Below are 23,764 nucleotides of genomic sequence, written 5' to 3' on the forward strand. Positions count from 1 at the left end.
TCTCTTCAAGCTTTCCTCATAGCACCAACACTCTCACCTGCTGCCACAGAGGGTTCTGATATATTTTTATAAATAATAGTTGCACCAATTATTAGCATAATTAACTCAATCAAGTAGTGAGTGCCACTTAAAGTTAAATACACAATAGATTCTTCAGGGAATAGTGGATAAATTGACACACCTAGATAAGCCACCACCAGACTAACACACAACCAACGCTTTAACCGCCCCGTTATCATCCGAGTCAATATAAAGAAGGCATAGGCAAAAGCAATAGATACCAATGTAAAATAGGGATAGATAATATCTATCAAACTAGGTGCAAGCCCCCCAGAAGATTCATCATAATTTAGTGCTATCAGGAAAGGTTTTAAAAAAACTCAATATATTGCTTAGTAATGGCCAGGCAAGCAACCCAAAAATAAATACCCTTAGCGATTCCCTGATCACAAAACACCCTTCTTCTGCAACTCTTAATCCAGAAGCAACGATCATCTTAATAAATAACTTTACATCGAAATTGGCTACTGGCTAGTACGTAATGAAAACCTAGAGTCTAGGCATCTCATCCAAGTTAACCTGTAAGCATGAAGCAATCAAATTTCTCTTGCAGAAGTTATAACCAGTCAAAGCGCTGAACAATCCTTCTTTACCTAATAAACGCAAAGTAGTCTCTTCTAAGGGCAGTCCCTGCTGCATCAACTTCTGCGCCTCTCCAGATAGATTAAGCAGATACTCATATTTTTTATTCAACTGCTGCCAACCATCGTCTACCACACCTCTATGAGGACAGAGGATAACGTCAAATGAATGATCCAGGACTCCCTTTATACTTTTCATTAATGTAGGGACATCTTCATCAATACGCAGGAACTTTAAGTAGTTGGCAATAAATAAATCAGCACTAAACAGCCAGCCACGCTCAGGTAACAAATAGCAGGTCATATCCTTTGCATGCCCAGGACAAAATACTGGTAATACTTCTTCTTCACCAATGTAGACCTCCGCTGGGAGAGGTGCCACCTCCGCTTTTCCCGCAGTTCCCCAGAAAAACTTCTGCATCGGGGGAATTCGGAAGCCTTTTTTTAATATACCAATAGTCAGATCCGGGGCCACCGCCTGCACACCGGTAAGTTTCTGGATAGCGCCGGCATTGCCACTATGGTCTTCATGGTGATGAGTCAGCAATAACTGCTTTAGCGGTGCGCTTTGTATAAACGGCTTGACATACTTCCATTGATTGCTGGGACCCGTATCAATTACGGTTCCATTGAGGCGATAAACAACAAAGGTTGTATTAACACCCATATTGACTCGGCCGACGCGAATAGCATCTAAGCCTTGATAATTAAAGGTTTCACGTACTGGCATAGCTGTGCCCTTGGATAGCTAGGCGTTATTTTTAGGCGAATGCCGTATCTTGGGGAATTGTATTTCCCATGAAAATGAATGACATATCCTTTCCGAACCCTAGACAGTTACGGAGGAGACACATCCTGACTTGCTGCAGAATACTGAAACTAGCTGGTCGAGGGTTATTCCAGTGCCACCACTTCTATTCCGGCATCGGAATAGCGCCAACGCAAATTGAATTCACACAATTGCATGCCATAAATGCGCTGAGGATCGGTCTTTTGGTATGCCGGTCTTGGATCCTGGGATAACACCTGTTCAATTAAACGGGGGAGATCTGTACCCCAGTCATCGCGGTAGGCTTTGGCTTTATTCAGAACTGGCTCGGGGATAGTAACGGGAATTTGCACTGGAGCTGCATCAGCAAATTCACTTTGCGCATGCGTTAACGCATCCGCATAGGGAACATAGGGTTTAATATCCAATACTGGCGTACCATCGACCAAATCTGCCCCGGCAACTATCAACTCCACTTTAGGAGAGGTGCGCACCTCCAAAAGACGAACTACTGACAGCCCGATATTATTGGGACGAAAGGGCGAGCGAGTGGCGAGTACACCCAGCTTCTTATTGCCGCCCAAACGGGGCGGGCGCACTTTAGCTGACCACTGCCCAGCGGCTTGGTGAAATTGGAACACTACCCAGATATGGCTATTTTGCTCCAGACCCGCAACTGCATCTGGCGTATCCAGGGGGGGTAACAACGCAATACTGGCGCGACTGGCATCCGCCAATAGTGGCTGGCGGGGCACTCCAAACTTTTCTCCAAAGCAGGAATGCACCCGCGCAATAGGCTCTACAACCATTTAAAATCCAAACACTTTTATAAACTACTTATCAATACCGCCGACACACAAATATTTTATTTCCAGGTAATCCTCAATACCGTATTTTGAGCCCTCGCGTCCCTGTCCGGATTCTTTTACACCGCCAAAGGGTGCCATTTCGTTGGAAATAATACCCTCATTGATACCGACCATACCGTATTCAAGCCCCTCTGCAACACGCCAAATACGACCGATATCCCTGGAGTAAAAATAAGAAGCCAGACCAAATTCCGTATCGTTGGCCATTTTAATGACTTCCTCTTCAGAGGAGAATTTATATAGCGGAGCTACCGGACCGAAGATCTCTTCTTTGAACAGGTTCATTTGATCGGTGGCCCCACCCAATACTACGGGAGAATAAAAGCATTCCCCCATAGTACTGGGACCACCAGCAACTAGGGTTTGCGCGCCTTTTTGCAGCGCATCTTCCACCAGGGATTCCGTTTTCTTCACTGCTTTGGTGGTAATCATAGGGCCCATGTCGACACCGCTATCAAAACCACTGCCCATGGAAAGCTGGTTTACCGCAGCGGAAAATTTCTGTGCAAATTCATCGTAAACACCTTCCTGCACGAAAATGCGATTGGCGCATACACAGGTTTGACCGGCATTGCGATATTTACAAACAATTGCGCCCTTTACGGCTTCGCCAATGTCGGCATCATCAAAAACAATAAATGGGGCATTACCGCCCAACTCCATAGAGGTTTTTTTCATGGTTGCTGCACACTGGGCTTGCAGCAATTTTCCGACAGCGGTAGAACCGGTAAAAGTAAATTTCCGCACTAAGGGATTGGCCGTCATTTCTGCGCCAATCTCCGGTGCCTTATCCCCTGCGACAATATTAAAAACACCTGGGGGGATCCCCGCTTCCTCAGCGAGAACTGCGAGTGCCAGTGCGGATAGAGGTGTTTCGGAAGCGGGCTTGGCAATAAATGGACAGCCTGCGGCAATAGCGGGAGCCATTTTGCGTGCGATCATAGCGCTGGGGAAATTCCATGGCGTTACAGAACAGGTCACACCAATCGACTGCTTGATAACCAAGAGCCGTTTATCACTGGAAGGCGGGCTAATAACATCCCCGTAGACGCGCTTGGCTTCTTCCGCAAACCATTCGACATAATTAGCACCATATACAATTTCGGTACGGGACTCTGTCAGTGGCTTGCCTTGCTCTGCGGTCAAAATAATGGCTAGATCATCGGCGTTAGCAATTATCAGCTCATACCAGCGCCTGAGTATTTTCGCTCTTTCTTTTACCGGAGTATCGCGCCAGGCAGGCCAGGCTTTACCAGCAGCTTCTATAGCACGGCGAGTCTCATCTGCCCCCAAGTTGGCGATACTGGCAACCGCCTTGCCAGTTGCCGGGTCCAACACATCGAAGGTATCGCCAGAATCAGCGTCAATCCACTGGCCATTGATATAGGACTGGTTGCGCAGCAATGCAGGATTCTTCAGCTTCAACATCGTATTCTCCTTGTGGTTTCTTCCCTGGCCCCGTCAAAAACGGGATCACTGGTACGATAGAAATCCCACAATGCCATTCCACTGTGGGTTAAGGCTGTAGAAGCTGGAGTGGTGCGCAAACCGGCAGTATCCCTTGCCGGCTTACAGGTAACCTAAGTTACCGCCTCTTATTTTTTCTTCTTTTTAACAAACTTCATCAGGCGGCGTTTCTTGGCCTTCTGGCGGTCACTCAGCTTGTTCTTTTTGTCCGCGTAGGGGTTAGCGCTGGTGCGGAACTCAATTTTTACCGGAGTACCGTGCAAATCCAGAGCCTTGCGGAAAGTCTTCTCCAGATAGCGCACATAATGTGCCGGTACCTGCTCAGTCTGGTTACCGTGGATCACAATAACCGGCGGATTTTGTCCACCGGCGTGAGCGTAGCGCAATTTGATACGATGTCCGTGCACCAAAGGTGGTTGGTGCTCACTTACCGCCCACTCCAGAATACGAGTGAGGTGATTAGTGGACAGTTTGTCTGTAGCGCTCTGGTAAGCACCCTCAATGGACTCGTACAGATGCCCAACACCGGTGCCATGCAGTGCAGAAATAAAGTGCACATCAGCAAAGTCCACAAAGCGCAGGCGGCGCTCCAACTCGGCTTTCACATAGTCGCGATGATCCGCTTCCAGCCCATCCCATTTGTTCAGGGCAACTACCAGCGCGCGTCCCGCCTGTACCACGCTGCCCATCAGGTGCATATCCTGGTCCACCAGGCCTTCGCGGGCATCGATCACCAGCACCACCACGTTGGCATCTTCCACCGCCTGCAAGGTTTTGACGATAGAGAACTTCTCCACCGATTCCTTGATATTTTTCCGGCGGCGAATGCCCGCAGTATCGATCAGGGTGTAAGGCTTTTCGTCGCGTTCATAATTGATATAGACGCTATCGCGGGTTGTGCCGGGCTGATCGTAGACAACAACCCGGTCCTCACCCAAGAGGCGGTTAACCAGGGTGGATTTACCCACATTGGGGCGGCCCACAATGGCAATCTTGATTCCGGTCGCTTCCTCGGCTTCCTCTTCAATCTCCTGCTCGGGCAGGTCCTCGATGACCCGCTGCATCAGGGAGCGAACACCGCGCCCGTGGGTAGCAGTCGTCGGGAAAAGCTCACCAATACCCAACTCATAGAAAGGTGCCAGGGCAATATCCGGGTTTACCCCATCAACTTTGTTGGCCACCAGGAAAGTGGGCTTGGAGCGGGTGCGCAAGCGCTCGGCAATCATCTCGTCGGCTGGGGTCAGGCCGGCGCGGCTGTCCACCAAAAAGAGTACGAAGTCTGCTTCTTCGATGGCCTGCATGGATTGTTCGGCCATAGCCGCATCGATGCCTTCTTCGCCACCGGAAATACCACCGGTATCTACCAGTAACAGCTTGCGCCCGTCGATCTCCGCCTCACCGTACTTGCGATCGCGGGTAAGCCCGGCGTAGTTGGCCACCAAAGCGTCGCGAGACTTGGTCAACCGGTTAAAAAGTGTGGATTTGCCCACATTGGGGCGCCCGACCAGGGCAATTACTGGCAGCATACAAATTCTGGTTTTAGCCGTATAAAAAAATACAAAAGCCCGCGCGAGGCGGGCGATTTCAACTTGCCTGCGCAGCAGGCTCCATTTGCGGGCTCTAAGCCCTAAGGCGGACAGCCTGTCCGCCTCTCGTCAGTTGGCTGCGATTATCAGGAATCAGCGAGGCGTAGAGCTGATAACTTGCCATCATCCGACAGCACAAATATCAGATCGCCATCAACCAGAATGGGGATGCGAATCGCATCACCGTCCACCTGCTCGCGGCCAATAAATTGTCCGGAATTAGGGTCCAGCACATGCAGGTAGCCTTCCAGATCTCCCACAACGACCACGTCCTGGAAGAAAGCCGGTCCGCTCAATTCGCGGCGCAATAGTTCGTTATTACTCCACTCGATCTGGCCGCTGCCCACATTGTAGGCATAGACGCTACCGGAGGCATCACTGAGGTAGACATGGCCACCACCTACTGCCACTTCGTGGTGGGTAGAGGCATCGCGAGCCCAGAGGCCGCGGCCATTATCTTTGGACAAGGCGACAACACGGCCCTGGTAGCTGGCGGCAAACACCAAATCGCCGCGCACTACTGGAGCACCATCGATATCAACTACCCGCTCCAGCTCCGCAGAGCCCTGGGGAATAGCGACTCGCTGTTCCCAGCGCTGAATGCCATCGCGGGCGTCCAGGGCCAGCAGTTTGCCGTTATCCAGGCCGGCAATCACCATACCACCGCTGATAACAGGTGCTGCAGTACCGCGCAGGGTCAGTACTGGCAAATTGGTATTGTGGCTCCACAACTCTTCACCGCTGGTAGCGTCGAGGCCAACCAGCTTGCCATCTACGGTCTGCAGGACAACCACGCCAGCACCGATCGCTGGAGCGGCAACTACTTCGCCGGAGACTTGGTAATTCCATAGCTCAGCGCCGTTTTCGAGGTCCAGAGCCACGGCGCGGCCGCGGTAGTCGGAGACTACCGCCATGCCCAGACCAGTGCCCACGCCACCGCTCAGATCTACATCCAGATCTGTCTCCCAGAGCTTACGCCCGGAGCTGCGATCAAAAGCACTGATTTCACCATCGCTGCTGGCAGCTATCAGGCGACCATCGATAAGGCTCGGCTGCAGCATCGCGTAACGCTTTTGGTCAATACCGCCAATATCGGCAGACCACACCTCTTGCAGGGCAACAGTGGAGTTAATATCCACCAGTTCGACGGGGTCGACATCTTCCTTCTCGTCATTAGAGGCACAGGCAGCCAGGGCCACCGCTAGCGCCACCGCTGCAGTGCGACCCGCAGCGCGATTCAGAAATCCCATTACTCGTCTCCCTCAGATACAGGCTCGGTTTGGTTCTGAGCGTCACTGCTCTCGGTTACCGCCAGGCTTTCAGCCTTCAGGCGCAGAAGTTGGGTGTTGCCCGCTTGCTCTGGCAGAAGCTCTGTCAGTGCTTGCTCGTACGCGGCACGCGCACCGGCGATGTCACCCTTTTGCTTCAGGATATCACCACGAGTCTCAGAATAAAGGGCCGCGAATGCCGGGGGGATAGTGCCCTCGAGCAATTTCAGGCCTTCATCGGACTCACCACGGGCCGCCAAAACAGCGGCCAGGCGGCGTTTAGCGAGCAACTCCAGGCTTGCTTCACTGGTGTTGTCGAGTACCCACTGCAGCTGCTGCTCGGCAGCTTCCAGGTCATTGCTCTCCGCTGAAATAGCCGCGAGACGCAGTGCAGCCTGGCTGGCGTAGATACGCTTGGCAAAATCATCTTTCAGCTGCTCGGCCACATTCTTGGCAGTGGTAAGCTGCTTGTTGTCCGGTTGATTGTTGTTGGCGGAGACCGCTTCAACGAAAGTCTGGTACAGGTCAGAGGCCGCTTCAGCCTTAGTGCGCTGATCTCCCTGCCACCACTGATAACCGAAGTAACCGGCCAGGGCCAGCACGACGCCAGTCACAATTCCCTTGCCATTTTCCGCCCACCAGCGCTTCAGCGTTTCTATTTGTTCTTGTTCGGTAAGATGCTCAGCCATTGGGTAATTTGCCTTTCCTGTAGATTACTAACTTTCCCGGCGGGGGCCTCCGCCTCCCTCAGTGTTTCTTTCAGCCTTGCAGCAGTGCTGCCAGCTCTTTCGGTGCCAGCGTTTGCTGCGGTTGGTCAGCGCGAAGGTACTTCACAGTTATCTGACCACTTGCAGCCTCATCTTCGCCGATAATCAGCGCATAATCGGCGCCGCTCTTATCAGCTTTCTTCATCTGGCTTTTAAAGCTTCCTCCACCACAGTGCAACTGCAGTCGCAACCAGGGCAGCTCGTCGCGCAATTGCTCGGCGGCTGTCATGGCAGCTGATTGTACATCACCAACGGCAACCAGGTAGGCATCTACCTGTTGCGAAAGGGACTCAGGCAACACTTCTAGGGTTTCTAGCATCAATACAAGACGCTCAACACCCAGGCCAAAACCCACTCCCGGAGTGGCTTTGCCACCCATCTGTTCTACCAGGCCGTCATATCGGCCACCGGCACATACAGTGCCCTGGGCACCGAGGCTGTCGGTCACCCACTCAAATACAGTTTTTCCGTAGTAGTCGAGACCGCGCACCAACTTGGGATTGATCTCATACTTAACGCCTGCCCCGTCCAAAAGTGCCTTTAACTGACTAAAGTGGGCGGCGGATTCCTCATCGAGGAAGTCCAGTAGACAGGGCGCATCCGCCAGCAGTTCCTGAGTTTGCGCATTTTTACTGTCGAGAATTCGCAGCGGATTGCGCTCCAGACGGCGCTGGCTGTCCTCATCCAGCTGGTCACGACGCTCACTTAAATAAGTGACCAGCGCATCCCGATAAGCAGCGCGGCTCTCGGCGTTACCCAGGGAATTGAGCTGCAGGGTCACATGTTCGCTGATACCCAGCTGACGCCACAGTCGCGCAGTCATGATCAGGATTTCTGCATCGATATCCGGCCCTTGAATGCCAAACACCTCGACACCAAACTGGTGGAACTGACGCAGGCGCCCCTTCTGTGGGCGCTCATAGCGGAACATAGGGCCGAAATACCACAGGCGCTGTGGCTGGTTCAGCAGGTTGCTCTGGATTGCTGCACGCACAGTGCCCGCTGTGCCCTCAGGGCGCAGGGTAACGCTGTCACCGCTCTTGTCATCAAAGGTGTACATTTCCTTCTCGACAATATCGGTAGCCTCGCCCACCGCACGGCAAAATAACTGGGTCGACTCCAGGTAGGGAGTGCGAATTTCGGTGTAGCCGTAGCGACTAGTAAGTTCACTCAGTGTGGCTTCCACGTACTGCCATACCGGGGACTGTTCCGGTAGCAGATCGTTCATGCCGCGAATTGCGCGAAGCTGTTTCAACGCTGTTCCTTAATTTTTCACTCAATTAATTGGGTCTTGCGCAGGGAGCTGTTGCCCTCTACGCCTTGGCGATGATATCCGCTTCGCGCTCGGCCTTGGCGGCCGCCTTCTCGCGAATCAAGCGTTCTAAATCATCCACCAGATTTTCATTCTTAAACTTGCGGTCCGGCTGCCCATCCACATAGATGGCATGGCTTGGGGTACCACCAGTCAGGCCTACATCGGCTTCTTTCGCTTCGCCGGGGCCGTTGACGATACAGCCAATTACTGCCACATCCAGCGGTGTGGTCACATCTTCCAGGCGCGTCTCCAGCTCATTCATGGTTTTCACCACATCGAAGTTCTGGCGCGAGCAGCTGGGGCAGGCAATAAAGTTAATACCTTTATTGCGAAGACGCAGGCTTTTGAGCAGATCCCAGCCCACTTTGACCTCTTCTACCGGGTCTGCAGCCAGGGAAACCCGCAGGGTGTCACCGATACCGTCGAGCAGGAGGGCACCGAGACCAATCGCCGACTTCACTGTGCCAGCACGCAAGCCGCCAGCTTCGGTAATACCCAAGTGCAGCGGTTGCTCAATCTGCTGGGCCAGCTTGCGATAGGCAGCCGTGGCCATAAAGATATCGGATGCTTTTACACTGACTTTGAAGTCCTGGAAGTCCAGGCTGTCGAGGATTGATACATGGCGCAGCGCCGACTCTACCAGAGCATCCGGCGTGGGCTCGCCATACTTTTTCTGCAGGTCTTTTTCCAGGGAGCCCGCATTGACACCGATACGAATCGGGATATTCAGATCGCGCGCTTTATCCACTACGGCCCGAATACGCTTCTCTCGGCCAATATTGCCGGGGTTAATACGCAGGCAATCCACCCCCAGGTCTGCAACCCGCAGGGCGATACGGTAATCGAAGTGAATGTCTGCGACTAACGGGACATTCACCTGTTTTTTAATTTCTCCAAACGCCTCTGCGGCATCCATGCTGGGCACAGAAACCCGCACTATATCGGCTCCAGCCTGTTCCAGGCGCTGGATCTGGCCAACAGTAGCTGCTACATCGCAGGTTTCGGTGTTGGTCATACTTTGCACCGAGATTGGGGCATCCCCTCCGACCGGTACATCACCCACCATGATCTGGCGCGACTTGCGGCGGACAATGGGAGATTCAAATTGCATAGGCTGACCTGGTGGTATTACTGATAAAAATCGAGGGGAGATTATAGAGAGATTGGGCGCAAACCTACAGGGTTCGCGCCCAAACGGGGAAGATCATCTTAATCGCCGACAATCAGACGACGAGTGCGGCGGTCGCCAATAGGCTGGCTGTCGATAGTTTCATCGCGGTAAACCACATGGGTTGCACGGGCATTTCCCAACATCAGCTCAAATGGAGCATCTCCATCTAAAGATTTGGCACTGCCAGCAGCTTGGACCCCTGCCAGTAAAATCACACCTTGTGCGTCTTTCACCTCAACCCAGGCATCTTCATCAAAGCGAAGCCGCAAAGCGCCTTTCAGGGCCTGGTCCAACTGGGCTACTTGGGAGGGAACAGGCTCAACCACTTTTTCCACAGAAGCAGCGGGTTTATTCTCCACCGTTTCAGCACTGCCAACCTCAAGTTGAACATCAGCAACTCCATTTGATGCTGGTGCAAATGGCTCTGAGCTCAACTCTTCAACTGCAACTTCCTGCCCCTCTACTTCAGTAACCGGATCAGTTACAACTTCACTGGCAACGGGGGCTTCGGCAACCAGGTCCGCAGTATCCTCACCCATGGGCATACCGGGAATATTGACTGGAGTACCGTACTTCCACCAGAAGACACCACCCGCGAGCAACAGGGGAATCAGGGCTAGGGCACCATGTCCGCGCTTGCGCTCAGGGCGAAATGCCTCGGCTTTAGTGGTTCGCCGGGATTCACTGCGCTGTGCTGGCTGCGGCCGATCCCTATCATAGGCTTCCAAAGCCGGCTCAGCAGGAATATTCAACTCGCGACAAATATTGCGGATATAGCCTCGCGTGTAGACAGCTTCTGGCTGCTTTTCGTAATTATCGCTTTCAATCCACTCAACTGTGTTATCAATAATACACAGGCGCTGCGATAACTCCTCTCGGGACAGCCCGGCCGCTTCCCGAGCCGCCAGCAAAAGATTGCCAGCGGACCCCTTAGAAGTTTGCGTATTGGATACGACCTCACCACCTTCGCAGTGTTCGGGACTACTATCCGTCATTACCACTCAACTCCTGATATTTCAGTGTCTCCGCAGAGTACGGGTACAAATTCTTCAAAGCAAGGGCGTAACTCCGCTCCTTGTCACGATTGCCAAACACCTTCTCGATACGAATCCCAAGCCACAGTGACTGGGGTGTCTGGCGATTCTTTTCACTAAATTGATCCAGGTACGCCTTGGATTTTGCATAATCACCGGCATTAAATTTCAGCTCAGCCATTTCGATCAACGCCAGCGGCAAATCGGAGTTCAGCGCTAACGCCCTGGCATAGGCCCCTTCCGCCTTGTCAGTGAAGCCCAGACGCGCGGCCGTACGGCCGTAGTTAACCAAGGCAAAAGATCGACGATTATAAGTGAGGTCTGTAGAGGCGAGTTCGAACTGTTTGAGGGCCTCTTTGTAGCGTTCTTGTTTATAGAGAAAAACGCCGTAGTTAGTGTGGGCCATAGAAAACCCGTCGCTATAGCGCAAGGCTTTCTTGAAGTGAGACTCCGCAATATCCAGCTCACCATCCGCTTGATAAAGAAGTGCCAGACCGTGGTGCGCCAGTGGGTTTTTTTTACCCAATTCCAAGGCGCGGTTAAAATGGCGACGGGACTGCTCCCGGTTGTTCGGGTCCCGCAAATAGCGAATCCCCAACTGAACATGGGTCTCCAATGCCTTATCCAGATCAACTTCCTTGCGCTCGGGTCCCCCAGAGGTTACACACCCCCCCAGCAGAGTACCGAGCAGTACCAGGAGCGACAGGCTCTTAAATTTCGCGGACACTACATCACCTGTATCTTTATTTTTCACTTATCGGCCCAGCGAGATTGTGCGGGTGTCACTAATACATCAATGATGTGCTAACGCCAATCCCTGGACAAAGCAAGCCCGCAAAACACAGCAAAAACCAATATCGACCACCGGCATCCATTGGCAGTGATAAAAATACATATCGGTATTTTGTGTGAGAAATCTGATTCCGCCTCAGCTGGCACTTTCCAAATCCCTATACTGCCGGAAAGCCTTGCCAGTTGCAGCCCTAAAACCCAATCAATTCCATTTAGTGATGACTTTGTCGAGTATTGTCAATCCGCCAGTACCGGTGTACCGGCGGAATAAGTAAAAAGGGCTTAGAAGAGTTAGAGTTGATTACCTTCCTGGTCAACCGCATCCAGCTGCATGCCATCTGGACCAGTGTCCCGCGGCGGAATCAATGACTGGACTGCATTGGAGTCAGTATTTGCCGCATCTGGATCAGTTAGGGTTTCGAGGAACGCTACCAGTAAATCAACTTCCTCGTCGTCCAAATTCACAGCGCCGTCGCCATTTTCAGCCAACAGTGCTTCAGTCAGTGCCTGGCCATTGGGCGCAACTTTCGCGGCACACTCATCCACCTCTGCAAACTGATCCAAATCGCACATCTCACTGTTGGTGAAATACTGGGAAACAGAGTCGGCTCGACCAGTGTAGTGTTCGACATTTCTTTTCAATGTACCGAACTGACCTGCGTGCCCCCAGGGGCCAGTGAGCGCCACGTTAAGCAGCGTTGGCGTGCGGAAGCTGCCGCTTCCATTACCACCCAGGTCAGCACCACTGCCACTCTCATCTTTACCAACACCAATCTGTGGATAACTGACAGCTCTCAACCCTTGATTAGAGAAAAAGGCTCCTGAGTGGCAATTTGTACACCCTGAATTTCGTGTCATAAAGGTAATTGCCCCTCGCTTTTCATCGTTATTGAGGGCCGCAAGGTCTCCATCAACATAATCAAAGAAGGGGTTATCGATAAAAATTTGCACCGCTTCATAAGAGGCAATTGCCTCTGCAATTCTGCTGAAGTTAATTGCCGAATCGCCAAATGCTGCGGTAAACATTGCACCCCACGAGTCCTGGGTTAATTTTTCAGCGAGAATATCCTCACGATAATCAGTAAAACCATCATCGCTGGTATCGTCGTAACCGAACTGGGTGATATCCCCCATTTCTGCAGCTTCTGTGACCGGGAAGTGGGCTTGGGCCATCATCAGTGCGAGGGTACCAATACCCACGGCCGCCTCTGTGTTGCGAGTAACATCCCGGGAGTCTGTCCTGAGCCCTCCATTACCATTGATCGCCACTCGGTTATCCCAAAACAAACCGTTATCCCAAAGGGCTACATTGCAGATAGGCTGGGCATTTCGCGGTACCAGCGGAACTTCATTCTGGCCGTCGGAGCGACCGGGACCGACTAATTCAGCATCAACGGGATCAACACCAACTGGCATAGACAGATCATCACCACCACAACCTATTGCCGGGTGGTGGCAGGAAGAGCAAGATGCATCGCCATCAGCGCTCAGATTTTTATTGTGAAACAAGCGCATACCCAGCTCTACCATGGCAGGGTCCTGTTCACTTCTGACCCGGGCAGCAAAGGCGCGCATATCTTCCAACTGCTCGGCCATGCCAACGTCATCCAGCACTGCCTGTAGGCAGCTATCGAGACTGCCATCAGCAATATTGACCGCTGAACGCGCATTTTGACATTCATCAAAATCGGAAATTCGGCTATCAGAACCGTCTGCATCAGAACCGTTACTGAGGCCATCATTAGTATTATTTACCAATGTTCTGGCAGTGACGCTGGCGGTCTCATCTTCGCTGTCGACATCGCCGGTGGTTACTGAGTAGGTATATTCAGTGTCTGATGAGAGACCTTCATCGACATAGTATCCGCTAGTCGTCTCAGCAACTCGTTCGCTGCCACGATAGATAACATAGGTCGCACCGGTGCTTTCCCAGGAAAGACCAATGCTGGTACCGGAAAATGCGTTGCCGATCAGTTCTGCAGGAATAATTCCCTGACCTGAGCCTGTATCGCCATCGCCATCGCCATTATCATCATCACCTGAACCAGAATCGTCATCACTGCCAGTATCAGAAGTTTCAGTAGGCGTGTCATTGCCATTACTTGAGGAACCTCCTCCTCCGCAGCCCACCATCACAAGAAATAGAGGTAGGACCAGCAGCTTTACCAGAGCCGTTAGCGATAGTGTGATTTGATTTTTATCAACATTCATAGTTCTTGACCTGCCCGTCAATGACCTTTTCTTATTCCGAGTTCTGGACAGCAAATACAGACCTAAGTGCCAGTGCTGGCATCAAAGGGTAAGGAAACACTTACTATATCTAAGAATAAATTCTGCGTTGCAACCTAATGAAAGATCTAGGGAGCCTCGCATTGATTGTGGACCATCCTGAAAATCAGCGGCATTGCGAAAATACCCAATTACTCCCAGGGCCTACTGTAATGACTTAAAACAGGAATAACTGCTAATAAGGTCGCAGTAAGCTACTACATCCGTTCTCATAGTCAGGAATTTAATAAAAATTAGTAGTTTCGGTGTTTGCTTAAGAAAATATGTAAATTCAATCTCTGAAGTTTGGGCGTTAACGCCCAAACCCCAATGAAAATATTTTTGCGCCATTGAAACAGAGGTGGGACAAGCAAGGAGAGTTTGTAAAAACAAACTGTGTCAGGATTATTTCAGATAGATTAAAAAAAGCTGCCGGCAATAACCAACAGCTTTTTAGCGGTGACTACCGACAAATAGCCGGCTAATCCAACTTAGGGGAAACGCAAAGCGCTCTTGACGCAACCATTTCCCAAAGAGTCAATGGAATGAAGGCTATAAACTTTTACCATCACTATCTTTTGCATCTAACTGCTTTCCATCTGGTCCACCATCCCGAGGAGGAATCAGAAACTGAATCTCATTAGAGTTGGTATTCGCGGCCTTGGGGTCAGTAAGAGTCCCCAGAAATACCACTATAAGGTCCATCTCCTCTTCGCTCAGGCGATTTATACCCCCACCCTCATTTCCATCTAAGATCGCCTGAGAGTGTGCCAAACCATTGGGAGCCAGTTTACTGGCGCAATTTTCAAGATCCTTGAATTGAGCGAGATCACACATCTCACTATTTTCAAAGTACCTGGAAATGGAGGCTCCATGATCACTGTAGTGTTCAACATTTCTCTTCAGCGTGCCAAACTGCCCGTTGTGCCCCCAGGGACCAGTGATCGCCACATTCAGTAAGGTCGGTGCCCTGAATGCTCCGAACCCTAAGGAACCCTCTCCACCCAAATCTTCCCCACTGCCACTCTCATCGGTTCCTATACCTATCTGCGGATAATTTGCGGCCATCAAGGCTTCAGACGTGAAGAAAGCTCCCTTGTGACAGAACGTGCACCCAGCATCCTTCGACATAAAAGTAATAGCACCACGCTTTTCCTCTACATCGAGCGCCTCCAGGTTACCGCCCACATAGTCAAAGAAGGGGTTATCGATAAATATTTGCACGGCTTCATAAGCTGCAATTGCTTCAGCAATGCGACTGAAATTGATTTCAGAATCCCCAAAGGCAGAGGTAAACAGCGGAGCCCAGGCTTCGACATCCAAATTAGCCGCTAATATATCTTCGCGGTATGCAGTGAAATTTTCATCGACAGAATCGTCGTATCCAAAGTCCGCGATGTCCCCCATTTCTGGCGGGGCCGTTACCGGGAAATGCGCCTGCGCCATAAGTAGGGCTAACGAACCAGATCCCACAGCATCATTCGTATTATCGGTAACATCTCTTGAATCCGTACGGAGAACGCCATTCGGACTCAGTGAGACCCGGTTATCCCAGAACAGTCCACGAGACCATAGTGACGCATTACAAATAGCCTGTGAATTTCTCGGCACCAAAGGCACTTCGTTAGTTCTATCAGATCGACCTGGCCCGAGCAAAGCAGTATCTACAGCATTCACTCCAACCGGCATCGAGAGGTCATCTCCACCACAACCAATCGCAGGGTGGTGACAGGATGAACAAGAAGCATCTTGATTAGCACTGAGAGACTTGTTGTGGAACAGACGCATACCCAGCTCCACCTTGGCGGGATCCTGCTCACTGCGGACCCGTGCGGCAAAAGCCCGAATATCTTCGACAAGAGAAACCATGCGATTGTACTCGAGCATGGCTGCCAAACAATTGTCCAAGTCCTCTTCGAGTAGATCTAGTGCCGTCGCAGTATTTTTACACTCTGCAAACGTGGAGATACGCTCATTCAAGACATCATCTTCTGTACCGTTATTCAGGCCAGTATTGGCGTCATTAACTAATGTCTTGACTGTAATCTGCGAAGTTTCTGATTCGTTTGCAGCATCAACCGTACTGACAGAGTAAACATATTCGGTGTTAACTGAGAGGCCCTGCTCCACATAATAGTTATTGCTGGTTTCCGCGACCTTTTCACCGTTTCGATAGATAAAGTAAGTCTCACCATCTCTTTCCCAGTTAAGACCGATACTGGTTCCCGAATGGGCATAGCCAATTAGCTCAGTGGGTTCACCGGCTTCTTCCGGCTCAGGATCGGTACCCGTCCCTGAGCCGGAACTGGAACCGGAACCGGAACCGGAACCATCATCACCCTGAACGGTATCTGCAGGCGAATTATCCTCACTACCAGATGACCCGGAGCCGCAACCAACTAACAGCGAAAACAGCGTGAGGAAAAAGAGTCTAAGTAGGACTCTGGGAAAGACTTTTTGATCGAACTTCTGAGCACTCATAAGAATCCTAGTGGTCCCTTCCATATATTTTTAATAGTTCATAGGTGATAACGCGACACCAATAGATTTGGTTGACCAATTAAGGAAGAAATGTGAACAAAAGTCCGGAGTGAATCCCGGAGGGAACGACCAGCTCACCAGAATTTCAGGGGATAGCATTTTTTCCAGCAACAACTGACTAAAAACTTCGCAATCCAGACGATGACTTATACCTAGCCCTGATCGCAGGAATTCACTCTCGGATCAACTTCGGCCTGGCTCTGGAAGCAAAGTAAGAATTAAACTGTGGTGAATTTTAAGGCAGAAGGTAGTTGCCTGAATGATGAGTGCGAATAAAGTTCGCTAATGAAGAGTTGGCATCTCACCAGTAAGTCAATATTAGTGAGATGCTCAAATAAAATGCAGGAATATTATAGTGCGTTGCCGTCCTGATCCCAGGCATCCAGCTGCATTCCATCGGGTCCGCCGTCACGGGGAGGAATCAGGGATTGGGTTGCATTTGAATTTACATTCTCTGCATCCGGGTCAGTGAGCGCCTCAAGAAATGCCGCTAACAGCTTCACTTCATCGTCGTCTATCGGAAGTGCTGCATCACCATCTATTTCCAGAATTGCCTCGGTCAACTCCAGACCATTGGGCGCAACTTTCGCTGCGCAGTCTTCTAGCTCGGCAAACTGATCCAGGTCGCACATTTCACTATCTTCGAAATACCGGGACACCGAATCCGCTTGCCCGGCATAGTGCTCAATATTTCTTTCTAAGGAGCCAAACTGCCCGGCGTGCCCCCAGGGACCAGTAATGCCTGCATTGAGCAGTGTTGGAACACGAAAGCCACCGAGTACTGCCCCTCCCCAATCAGCGCCATCATCCTCTTTTCCGACACCAATTTGAGGATAGTTAACGACCCTCAATCCCTGGTTAGTAAAGAAGGCGCCCGTATGGCAAGCAGTGCAACCAGAGCCTGGCGTAAAATAAGTAATTGCTCCCCGCTTCGCATCGTCATCCAGCGCTGTCAGGTCACCGTCGATATAGTCAAAGAAGGGATTATCAATAAAAATATATACCGCTTCATAGGCGGCAATCGCCTGTGCGACCCTACTGTAGTCAATACTGTTGTCTCCATAAGCGGCAGCAAATAAGGGGCCCCAGGACTCCTCATTGAGCTTTGGTATAAGATATTCCTCACGGTAATCAGTAAGGTCATCGTCGCTACTTTCGTCGTAGCCAAATTCAGAAATATCCCCCATCTCAGCAGCATCAGTCACCGGAAAATGGGCTTGGGCCATCATAAGTGCCAAAGTACCGGTACCTACCGCCGCTTCAGTATTATTGGTTACATCCCTGGAGTCTGTTTTAAGGCCACCGTCACTCGTGAAAAGAACACGGTTGTCCCAGAATAATCCATTATCCCAGAGCGCCACATTACAAATAGGCTGGGCATTGCGTGCAACCAACGGCACTTCGTTTTCACCATCGGAACGCCCTGGGCCAAGCAAATCGGGATCAACGGCATTAACCCCAACAGACATGGAAAGATCATCACCAGCGCAGCCTATTGTCGGGTGGTGGCAAGAAGAGCAGGCGGTATCACCGTTAGCACTAAGACTTTTACTGTGGAATAACCGCATACCCAACTCAACCATCTCCGGGGCTTGCTCACTTCTAACTCGAGCAGCGAAAGCGCGCATATCCTCCAGTTGCTCTGCCATTCCCACTTCATCCAGCACAGCCTGCAAGCAACCGTCGAGACTACTATCGTCAACATCTACGGCTGAGCGCTCATTTTGACATTCATCAAAATCAACAATGCGCTTTTCAATGGCCTCTGCTTCAGTACCATTGCTCAGGCCATCATTCGTGTTATTAACCAATGTTTTTGCAGTAACACTATTGGTATCACTATCAATACTCCCCACACCGACCCAATAACTATATTCAGTATTAACTGAGAGGACTTCATCCACGTAATGGTTATCTGTAGTTTCTGCGATCAATTCGCCATCGCGATAGATGCTGTAGGTCTCTTCAGAGTCCTCCCAGGAGAGCCCTATGCTGGTGCCGGAGAAGGGATTTGCAATCAGTTCAGCAACCAAGATCCCCTGCTCTGAATCGGAATCATCATCTGCCCCAGTATCACCATCCGAATCGTCACCATCGTCTGAGCCAGAGCTATCCCCAGAGCCGCTATCATTTTCAGTAGTCTCTGTCGATGAATCATCTTCACCGCTAGAGGAACCACCGCCCCCACAGCCCACCATAAATAGAAATAAAGAAATGAACAGCAGCTTATTCAGCGCTACAAGCAATTGGGTTAATTGGTTTTTTTCCGCGTTCATAATGTTCGAACAGTCCCGTCGATAACTTTTCTTTTCCTAAGCCAGGCAACTCAGAGAACTCCATGCACTTCAACTCTCAGCACAGCTGTGCAAGCACTTCTACACATTGTTTTTCCTGAACCTAAGCACGCTGCAACAGCTCCAGGCCAAATGAAAATGACTGGATAGCACGCTATAGCGTCATAATGTTTTGATGGTTGTTGGAGATACGGGTGTAGCTACTGCAAAGATCCAGTGCCAGACGGTCTAGTGAAAACCTCTCTCCAATGGCCAACTGCTTTATTCAAAGTCAAAATATTGCAGGCAAAATGCAAATTAAAAAAATATGATCGTTTTGACCTAATCTCATGCATATATCCAACGCTCCCTTCCCGGGTAAATTTTCCTAGAGCGTTAAACGTTAGATAAAGCAATTTCGTTGACACGAAAAATAGAATAGAAAGGAACTTTCAGACTGAACAGAGTTTTTTAGAGAAGGGAAAAATCGAAGCCAATAGGCTGCCAACAATTTGGCAACCTATAAAAAAAATTACCAGCGACTAGTTAACAATACGAACGGGGCGCTCTGCATTGCGGTAGCGCTCGGAGCGGCGGGTACGGTCATTAACACTGCCTGCCAACTGACCACAGGCCGCATCAATATCATCGCCGCGTGTAGTGCGCACAGTCACGGTATAACCTTTGTCGAGCAAAATCTGCTGGAAGCGACGCAGTGCGTTATTACTCACTCGCTGGTAGTCGGACAACTCAAACGGGTTAAAGGGAATCAGGTTAATTTTCACCGGAATCTCTTTAAGCAGCTCTGCTAATTGCTCAGCGTGCTCCGGGCGGTCGTTAACCTCGCGCATCAGCGTGTATTCAATGGTCATTTTACGGTGCGTATCCGGCATGCGGTCGATGTAGCGCTTGGCGGAATCCAGTAGCATCGCAATAGGGTATTTTTTATTGATCGGCACCAACTCGTTACGCAATTCATCGTTGGGCGCATGCAGGGAAATTGCCAGGCTCACATCGGTCACATCGGCGAGGCGGTCCAGTGCGGGCACTACACCGGAGGTCGACAGGGTGACGCGGCGCTTGGAAATACCGTAGGCGTTGTCTTCCATCATCAGGTTCATGGAATCGACCACATTGTCGAAATTGAGCAATGGCTCACCCATGCCCATCATCACTACGTTGGTAACCTTGCGCGGTCCTTTCGGGTCCAATTGACCGAAAGATTTACAGGCAATCCAGACCTGCCCGATAATTTCTGCCGCCGTTAAATCGCGGTTAAAGCCCTGCTTGCCAGTTGCACAAAAGCTGCAATCCAGGGAACAGCCCACCTGGGAGGAGACACAAAGGGTGCCGCGATCACCATCGGGGATATAAACAGTCTCGATAGCATTGCCACCGGAGACTTTAATTAACCATTTCCGTGTGCCATCGGCGGAATCCCACTGATTCAATACTTCCGGGGCACGGACTTCGGCCACTTCCGCCAGCTTTTGACGCAGGGCCTTGCTGACATTGGTCATCTCAGCAAAATCATCAACCCCATTCTGGTGAATCCACTTTAAAACCTGAACAGCGCGGAAGCGCTTCTCGCCCAATGATTCAAAAAAGGCGGCCAGCTTTTCTACCGAAAGGCCGAGCAGGTTGGTTTTCTCTGTGGTCATTCATTTCACCTCGGGGGAAGAATTGCACCGGTCCGGACAGACCGGTGCGATTTGTGGCGCGGATTAAGCGCGCGCGCAGATTTCGTCGTCGGCGAAGAAGTAGCTTACTTCGCGAGCAGCGGACTCTGCGGAGTCGGAACCGTGTACAGCGTTGGCGTCGATGCTGTCAGCGAAGTCAGCGCGGATGGTGCCAGCAGCAGCTTCTTTAGGGTTGGTAGCACCCATCAGGTCGCGGTTTGCCAGGATAGCGTTCTCGCCTTCCAGAACCTGTACAACAACTGGACCGGAAGTCATGAAGTCAACCAGGTCTTTGAAGAAAGGACGCTCTTTGTGCTCAGCGTAGAAACCTTCAGCTTTTTCGCGGGACAGTTGAACCATCTTCATGGCAACAATGCTCAGGCCAGCTTTCTCAAAACGGCTCTCGATTTCACCGATTACATTCTTGGCTACTGCGTCCGGCTTGATGATAGAAAGGGTACGCTCCAGGGCCATGGTTATCTCCAAATTGATTTTTTGTAACTTAACTTAGGAACCTCTGAACAACTCTGTAAGCCCCGCAGGGCGGGCCTTCAAGGCTCGCGGAGGTGTTGCGGGATTGTTGCGGAGTTGTTCAGAGGTTCCCTACATAAAGAAAGAGCAACCTACTCAGTTGCTCTTCCCTGATATTCCTTTCATACCCACCGGGGGTACTCAATTTTTGATCACCGCATTTCGCGGCCGGCGGATTATACGGGGTATTGATCGACTTTTGTACTCTCTTGCCAATACTGCCCCGAAGGCCGGTCACTCCTGCTCTTCGATCCAGGCAGCCTGGATCGCTTCGAGGATTTTCTCTCCGCAGCGATCGGGATCGTCATCAAATCCGGGCAGCGCCATCACCCAGTTGCGCAGGTCGACAAAGTTGACCGTCAGTGGGTCCACATCCTCGTGAGCTTCGCTCAACTCTATGGCAATATCGTGAATATCAGTCCACTTCATGATTCGGCTTCCTTAGCGTGCAGGTCAATGCTTTTCCGACACCTGGTTGATGGTGTACTTGGGAATCTCGACCACCAGGTCTTCATCCTCCACAATCGCCTGACAGGACAGGCGAGACTCCGGTTCCAAGCCCCAGGCTTTATCCAGCAGGTCCTCTTCAAGCTCGTCCGGCTCTTCCAGGGAATCGAAGCCCTCGCGCACAATGACGTGGCAGGTGGTACAAGCACAGGCTTTTTCACAGGCGTGCTCAATTTCGATATCGTTGGCCAGGGCCGCGTCGATCACGCTGACACCGCTCTCCGCTTCCACCACTTTGCCCTCGGGGCACATTTCCGGATGGGGTAAAAATACTATCTTCGGCATGGGGTACTGAACCTCTGTGGTCTCAATCCGACGGGGAGAAAGTAACGACTCCCCGGCCGCCGGCAGCGCAGAGTCTGCGCCTGATCATGGTTATTTATCAAATTCATCCAAGCTGTGGCCTTGCATAGCGCGCTTAATAGAGGCATCCATACGCTTGGCAGCAAAAGGCTCAGACAGCTTATTCAAGGCTTCGATACGTCGACGAATTTCCTCAGCGTCGCCGCCGTTATGGGCCAGGCGCAGAGCTTCCATCGCGTGCTCAAGCTCATTTAACTCACCTTCGTCCAGCAGCTGGGCACCGTTCTCACGCAGGGCCACCAACATGCTTTCCAGGGTTCTCTCCGCCTCCACCTGGGCCTCACGCAGGGCACGCAGGACGATATCCTCAGCGGCGTGGGTGTAGGATTCCTGCAGCATTCGCGCAATATCCTTGTCCTCCAGCCCATAAGACGGTTTAACCGTAATATCGGCACTAACACCACTGCTTTTTTCCATGGCTGTCACCGATAAAAGACCGTCAGCATCCACCTGGAAAGTCACACGGATATGGGCGGCACCGGCCACCATCGGCGGTATGCCGCGCAATTCAAAGCGCGCCAGTGAGCGACAGTCACTCACCAGCTCCCGCTCGCCCTGCACGACATGGATTGCCATGGCAGTCTGGCCATCTTTAAAAGTGGTGAACTCCTGGGCTTTAGAGACGGGGATGGTCGTGTTGCGATCAATCAGTTTTTCCGCGAGGCCACCCATGGTTTCAATCCCGAGGGAAAGGGGAATAACATCCAACAGCAGCAGTTCTTCGCTGGACTTATTGCCCACCAGTACATCCGCCTGAATCGCGGCGCCGATTGCTACCACTTGGTCGGGATCAATTTCCGCATGGGGGGGACGACCAAAATAACCCTCAACCCGCTCGCGCACGCGCAAAGTACGGGTGGAGCCCCCCACCAAAACCACTTCCTGTACCTCATCGGCACTGATACCGGCATCGCGCAGGGCGCGTTTACAGGCGCGTAGGGTTTTGTCGATCAGGGGGTCCAGCAGTGAAGCCATGGTGTCGCGATCGAGCACGCCTGACCAATCGCCGTATTGCACTTCCACCTGCTCGACACTGGACAGGGATTCTTTCGCAGCACAGGCGCTGTCTAACAGGACTCGCTGGGTCGCGGCGTCGAGATCGGTACCCAATCCCACTTGCTCGGCGATCCAACTGGCAATGGTGCGATCGAAATCGTCGCCACCGAGAGCGGTATCGCCGCCGGTAGACATGACTTCAAACACACCCCGAGACAGACGCAGAATAGAGATATCGAAGGTGCCGCCACCGAGGTCATAGACCGCGATCACACCCTCTTCGCCTTTATCCAGGCCATAGGCAACAGCCGCTGCTGTGGGCTCGTTGAGCAGGCGCAGGACTTTCAGGCCCGCCAGTTGGGCGGCGTCTTTGGTCGCTTGGCGCTGGGCATCATCGAAGTAGGCCGGCACGGTGATCACCGCACCATCCAGCTCACCGCCCGCTTTGCCATAGAGCGCTTCGCGGCCGCGCGCAGCCAGTTTTTTCAGGATTTCTGCCGATACCTGCACCGGGTTTACCGGTCCGGCTGCAGTTTCAATCGAAGGCATACCGCCGCTGCTCTCAGCCAGGCGATAGGGCAGCTGCTCACCAAAACTTTTGATATCTGCAACACCTCGCCCCATCAGGCGCTTGATAGAAATCATAGTGTTGTAGGGATCTTCTGCAGCGCACGCGCGGGCTTCAGCACCCACGGTAATCGCCTCGGCTCCGTAGTGCACCACTGATGGCAGGATCACTTCACCCTGCTCATCGGCAATGGCCTCTGCCGATCCACTGCGCACGGTCGCTACCAATGAGTTAGTGGTCCCCAAATCGATACCCACTGCGTGCTTGCGCTGGTGGGGAGCTGGGCTCTGGCCCGGTTCAGAAATCTGCAGTAATGCCATTAGTTATCTCTTCTTTAAGCGGGGCGCGGTACCGTCTGG

19 protein-coding genes are annotated in these 23,764 nt (G+C 51.6%); all 19 read right to left on the reverse strand.

Features of this window, described 5'->3' with window-relative positions; genetic code table 11:
* Nucleotides 1-5: 5 nt before the first annotated feature.
* The 19 genes from ACJJI5_RS19385 to hscA all read right to left on the reverse strand — a co-directional run bounded on the left by ACJJI5_RS19385 (nucleotide 6) and on the right by hscA (nucleotide 23,725).
* Complete coding sequence (locus ACJJI5_RS19385) at nucleotides 6-314, reverse strand: hypothetical protein (RefSeq protein ID WP_445354988.1); 309 nt, start codon at nucleotides 312-314, stop codon at nucleotides 6-8.
* Between the two features lie 235 nt (nucleotides 315-549).
* Entirely contained in the window at nucleotides 550-1,371 is an 822-nt protein-coding gene (locus ACJJI5_RS19390) for an MBL fold metallo-hydrolase (protein ID WP_445354989.1), read from the reverse strand.
* Between the two features lie 164 nt (nucleotides 1,372-1,535).
* Nucleotides 1,536-2,219, reverse strand: coding sequence for a tRNA (N6-threonylcarbamoyladenosine(37)-N6)-methyltransferase TrmO (gene tsaA, locus ACJJI5_RS19395; RefSeq protein ID WP_445354990.1), 684 nt, complete (start codon nucleotides 2,217-2,219; stop codon nucleotides 1,536-1,538).
* Nucleotides 2,220-2,243: 24 nt separating this feature from the next.
* Entirely contained in the window at nucleotides 2,244-3,707 is a 1,464-nt protein-coding gene (locus ACJJI5_RS19400) for an NAD-dependent succinate-semialdehyde dehydrogenase (RefSeq protein WP_445354991.1), read from the reverse strand.
* A 167-nt stretch (nucleotides 3,708-3,874) separates the two neighbouring features.
* Nucleotides 3,875-5,272, reverse strand: a complete 1,398-nt coding sequence (der, locus tag ACJJI5_RS19405) for a ribosome biogenesis GTPase Der (protein ID WP_413664566.1) — start codon at nucleotides 5,270-5,272, stop codon at nucleotides 3,875-3,877.
* 146 nt (nucleotides 5,273-5,418) lie between these two features.
* Complete coding sequence (gene bamB, locus ACJJI5_RS19410) at nucleotides 5,419-6,582, reverse strand: outer membrane protein assembly factor BamB (protein ID WP_282934067.1); 1,164 nt, start codon at nucleotides 6,580-6,582, stop codon at nucleotides 5,419-5,421.
* Nucleotides 6,582-7,289 carry a YfgM family protein gene (locus ACJJI5_RS19415; RefSeq protein WP_444895038.1) on the reverse strand — a complete coding sequence of 236 codons (708 nt, stop codon included), beginning with the start codon at nucleotides 7,287-7,289 and terminating at the stop codon, nucleotides 6,582-6,584. Before ACJJI5_RS19415 ends, bamB begins: the two co-directional genes overlap by 1 nt.
* 70 nt (nucleotides 7,290-7,359) lie before the next feature.
* Nucleotides 7,360-8,622 carry a histidine--tRNA ligase gene (gene hisS / locus ACJJI5_RS19420; RefSeq protein ID WP_282934069.1) on the reverse strand — a complete coding sequence of 421 codons (1,263 nt, stop codon included), beginning with the start codon at nucleotides 8,620-8,622 and terminating at the stop codon, nucleotides 7,360-7,362.
* A 58-nt stretch (nucleotides 8,623-8,680) separates the two neighbouring features.
* A complete protein-coding gene (ispG, locus tag ACJJI5_RS19425; RefSeq protein WP_444926858.1) occupies nucleotides 8,681-9,793 on the reverse strand; it encodes a flavodoxin-dependent (E)-4-hydroxy-3-methylbut-2-enyl-diphosphate synthase in 1,113 nt (370 codons plus the stop codon).
* Between the two features lie 98 nt (nucleotides 9,794-9,891).
* Nucleotides 9,892-10,848, reverse strand: coding sequence for a RodZ domain-containing protein (locus tag ACJJI5_RS19430; protein ID WP_445354992.1), 957 nt, complete (start codon nucleotides 10,846-10,848; stop codon nucleotides 9,892-9,894).
* The gene (gene pilW / locus ACJJI5_RS19435) at nucleotides 10,838-11,614 is read right to left on the reverse strand and encodes a type IV pilus biogenesis/stability protein PilW (RefSeq protein WP_444895041.1); all 777 of its coding nucleotides are present in this window, start codon (nucleotides 11,612-11,614) and stop codon (nucleotides 10,838-10,840) included. Before pilW ends, ACJJI5_RS19430 begins: the two co-directional genes overlap by 11 nt.
* 356 nt (nucleotides 11,615-11,970) lie before the next feature.
* The gene (locus ACJJI5_RS19440) at nucleotides 11,971-13,890 is read right to left on the reverse strand and encodes a cytochrome-c peroxidase (RefSeq protein WP_445354993.1); all 1,920 of its coding nucleotides are present in this window, start codon (nucleotides 13,888-13,890) and stop codon (nucleotides 11,971-11,973) included.
* Nucleotides 13,891-14,499: 609 nt separating this feature from the next.
* Nucleotides 14,500-16,428 (reverse strand): cytochrome-c peroxidase, encoded by a 1,929-nt coding sequence (locus tag ACJJI5_RS19445; protein WP_445354994.1) that lies wholly within the window; start codon nucleotides 16,426-16,428, stop codon nucleotides 14,500-14,502.
* Nucleotides 16,429-16,838: 410 nt separating this feature from the next.
* Nucleotides 16,839-18,764 (reverse strand): cytochrome-c peroxidase, encoded by a 1,926-nt coding sequence (locus tag ACJJI5_RS19450; RefSeq protein WP_445354995.1) that lies wholly within the window; start codon nucleotides 18,762-18,764, stop codon nucleotides 16,839-16,841.
* A gap of 539 nt (nucleotides 18,765-19,303) precedes the next feature.
* Nucleotides 19,304-20,422: a dual-specificity RNA methyltransferase RlmN gene (gene rlmN / locus ACJJI5_RS19455; protein WP_445354996.1), complete on the reverse strand. Its 1,119-nt coding sequence runs from the start codon at nucleotides 20,420-20,422 to the stop codon at nucleotides 19,304-19,306.
* Nucleotides 20,423-20,485: 63 nt separating this feature from the next.
* Nucleotides 20,486-20,914, reverse strand: a complete 429-nt coding sequence (gene ndk, locus ACJJI5_RS19460) for a nucleoside-diphosphate kinase (RefSeq protein ID WP_108731991.1) — start codon at nucleotides 20,912-20,914, stop codon at nucleotides 20,486-20,488.
* 291 nt (nucleotides 20,915-21,205) lie between these two features.
* Nucleotides 21,206-21,400 carry a Fe-S cluster assembly protein IscX gene (iscX, locus tag ACJJI5_RS19465; RefSeq protein WP_282934076.1) on the reverse strand — a complete coding sequence of 65 codons (195 nt, stop codon included), beginning with the start codon at nucleotides 21,398-21,400 and terminating at the stop codon, nucleotides 21,206-21,208.
* A 24-nt stretch (nucleotides 21,401-21,424) separates the two neighbouring features.
* Nucleotides 21,425-21,763 (reverse strand): ISC system 2Fe-2S type ferredoxin, encoded by a 339-nt coding sequence (fdx, locus tag ACJJI5_RS19470; RefSeq protein ID WP_108731989.1) that lies wholly within the window; start codon nucleotides 21,761-21,763, stop codon nucleotides 21,425-21,427.
* Between the two features lie 90 nt (nucleotides 21,764-21,853).
* On the reverse strand, nucleotides 21,854-23,725 hold the full coding sequence (gene hscA, locus ACJJI5_RS19475; RefSeq protein WP_445354997.1) for a Fe-S protein assembly chaperone HscA: 1,872 nt from the start codon (nucleotides 23,723-23,725) through the stop codon (nucleotides 21,854-21,856).
* Nucleotides 23,726-23,764: the final 39 nt, after the last annotated feature.

Source organism: Microbulbifer maximicatervae (SeqCode), assembly GCF_052467955.1.

Coding starts and splice junctions, on each gene's coding strand:
- rlmN (WP_445354996.1), bottom strand. CDS start 20,422: ATGACCACAGAGAAAACCAACCTGCTCGGCCTTTCGGTAGAAAAGCTG.
- ACJJI5_RS19400 (WP_445354991.1), bottom strand. CDS start 3,707: ATGTTGAAGCTGAAGAATCCTGCATTGCTGCGCAACCAGTCCTATATC.
- ndk (WP_108731991.1), bottom strand. CDS start 20,914: ATGGCCCTGGAGCGTACCCTTTCTATCATCAAGCCGGACGCAGTAGCC.
- bamB (WP_282934067.1), bottom strand. CDS start 6,582: ATGGGATTTCTGAATCGCGCTGCGGGTCGCACTGCAGCGGTGGCGCTA.
- ispG (WP_444926858.1), bottom strand. CDS start 9,793: ATGCAATTTGAATCTCCCATTGTCCGCCGCAAGTCGCGCCAGATCATG.
- iscX (WP_282934076.1), bottom strand. CDS start 21,400: ATGAAGTGGACTGATATTCACGATATTGCCATAGAGTTGAGCGAAGCT.
- der (WP_413664566.1), bottom strand. CDS start 5,272: ATGCTGCCAGTAATTGCCCTGGTCGGGCGCCCCAATGTGGGCAAATCC.
- ACJJI5_RS19445 (WP_445354994.1), bottom strand. CDS start 16,428: ATGAGTGCTCAGAAGTTCGATCAAAAAGTCTTTCCCAGAGTCCTACTT.
- ACJJI5_RS19440 (WP_445354993.1), bottom strand. CDS start 13,890: ATGAATGTTGATAAAAATCAAATCACACTATCGCTAACGGCTCTGGTA.
- ACJJI5_RS19415 (WP_444895038.1), bottom strand. CDS start 7,289: ATGGCTGAGCATCTTACCGAACAAGAACAAATAGAAACGCTGAAGCGC.
- ACJJI5_RS19390 (WP_445354989.1), bottom strand. CDS start 1,371: ATGCCAGTACGTGAAACCTTTAATTATCAAGGCTTAGATGCTATTCGC.
- tsaA (WP_445354990.1), bottom strand. CDS start 2,219: ATGGTTGTAGAGCCTATTGCGCGGGTGCATTCCTGCTTTGGAGAAAAG.
- ACJJI5_RS19450 (WP_445354995.1), bottom strand. CDS start 18,764: ATGAACGCGGAAAAAAACCAATTAACCCAATTGCTTGTAGCGCTGAAT.
- hscA (WP_445354997.1), bottom strand. CDS start 23,725: ATGGCATTACTGCAGATTTCTGAACCGGGCCAGAGCCCAGCTCCCCAC.
- fdx (WP_108731989.1), bottom strand. CDS start 21,763: ATGCCGAAGATAGTATTTTTACCCCATCCGGAAATGTGCCCCGAGGGC.
- ACJJI5_RS19430 (WP_445354992.1), bottom strand. CDS start 10,848: ATGACGGATAGTAGTCCCGAACACTGCGAAGGTGGTGAGGTCGTATCC.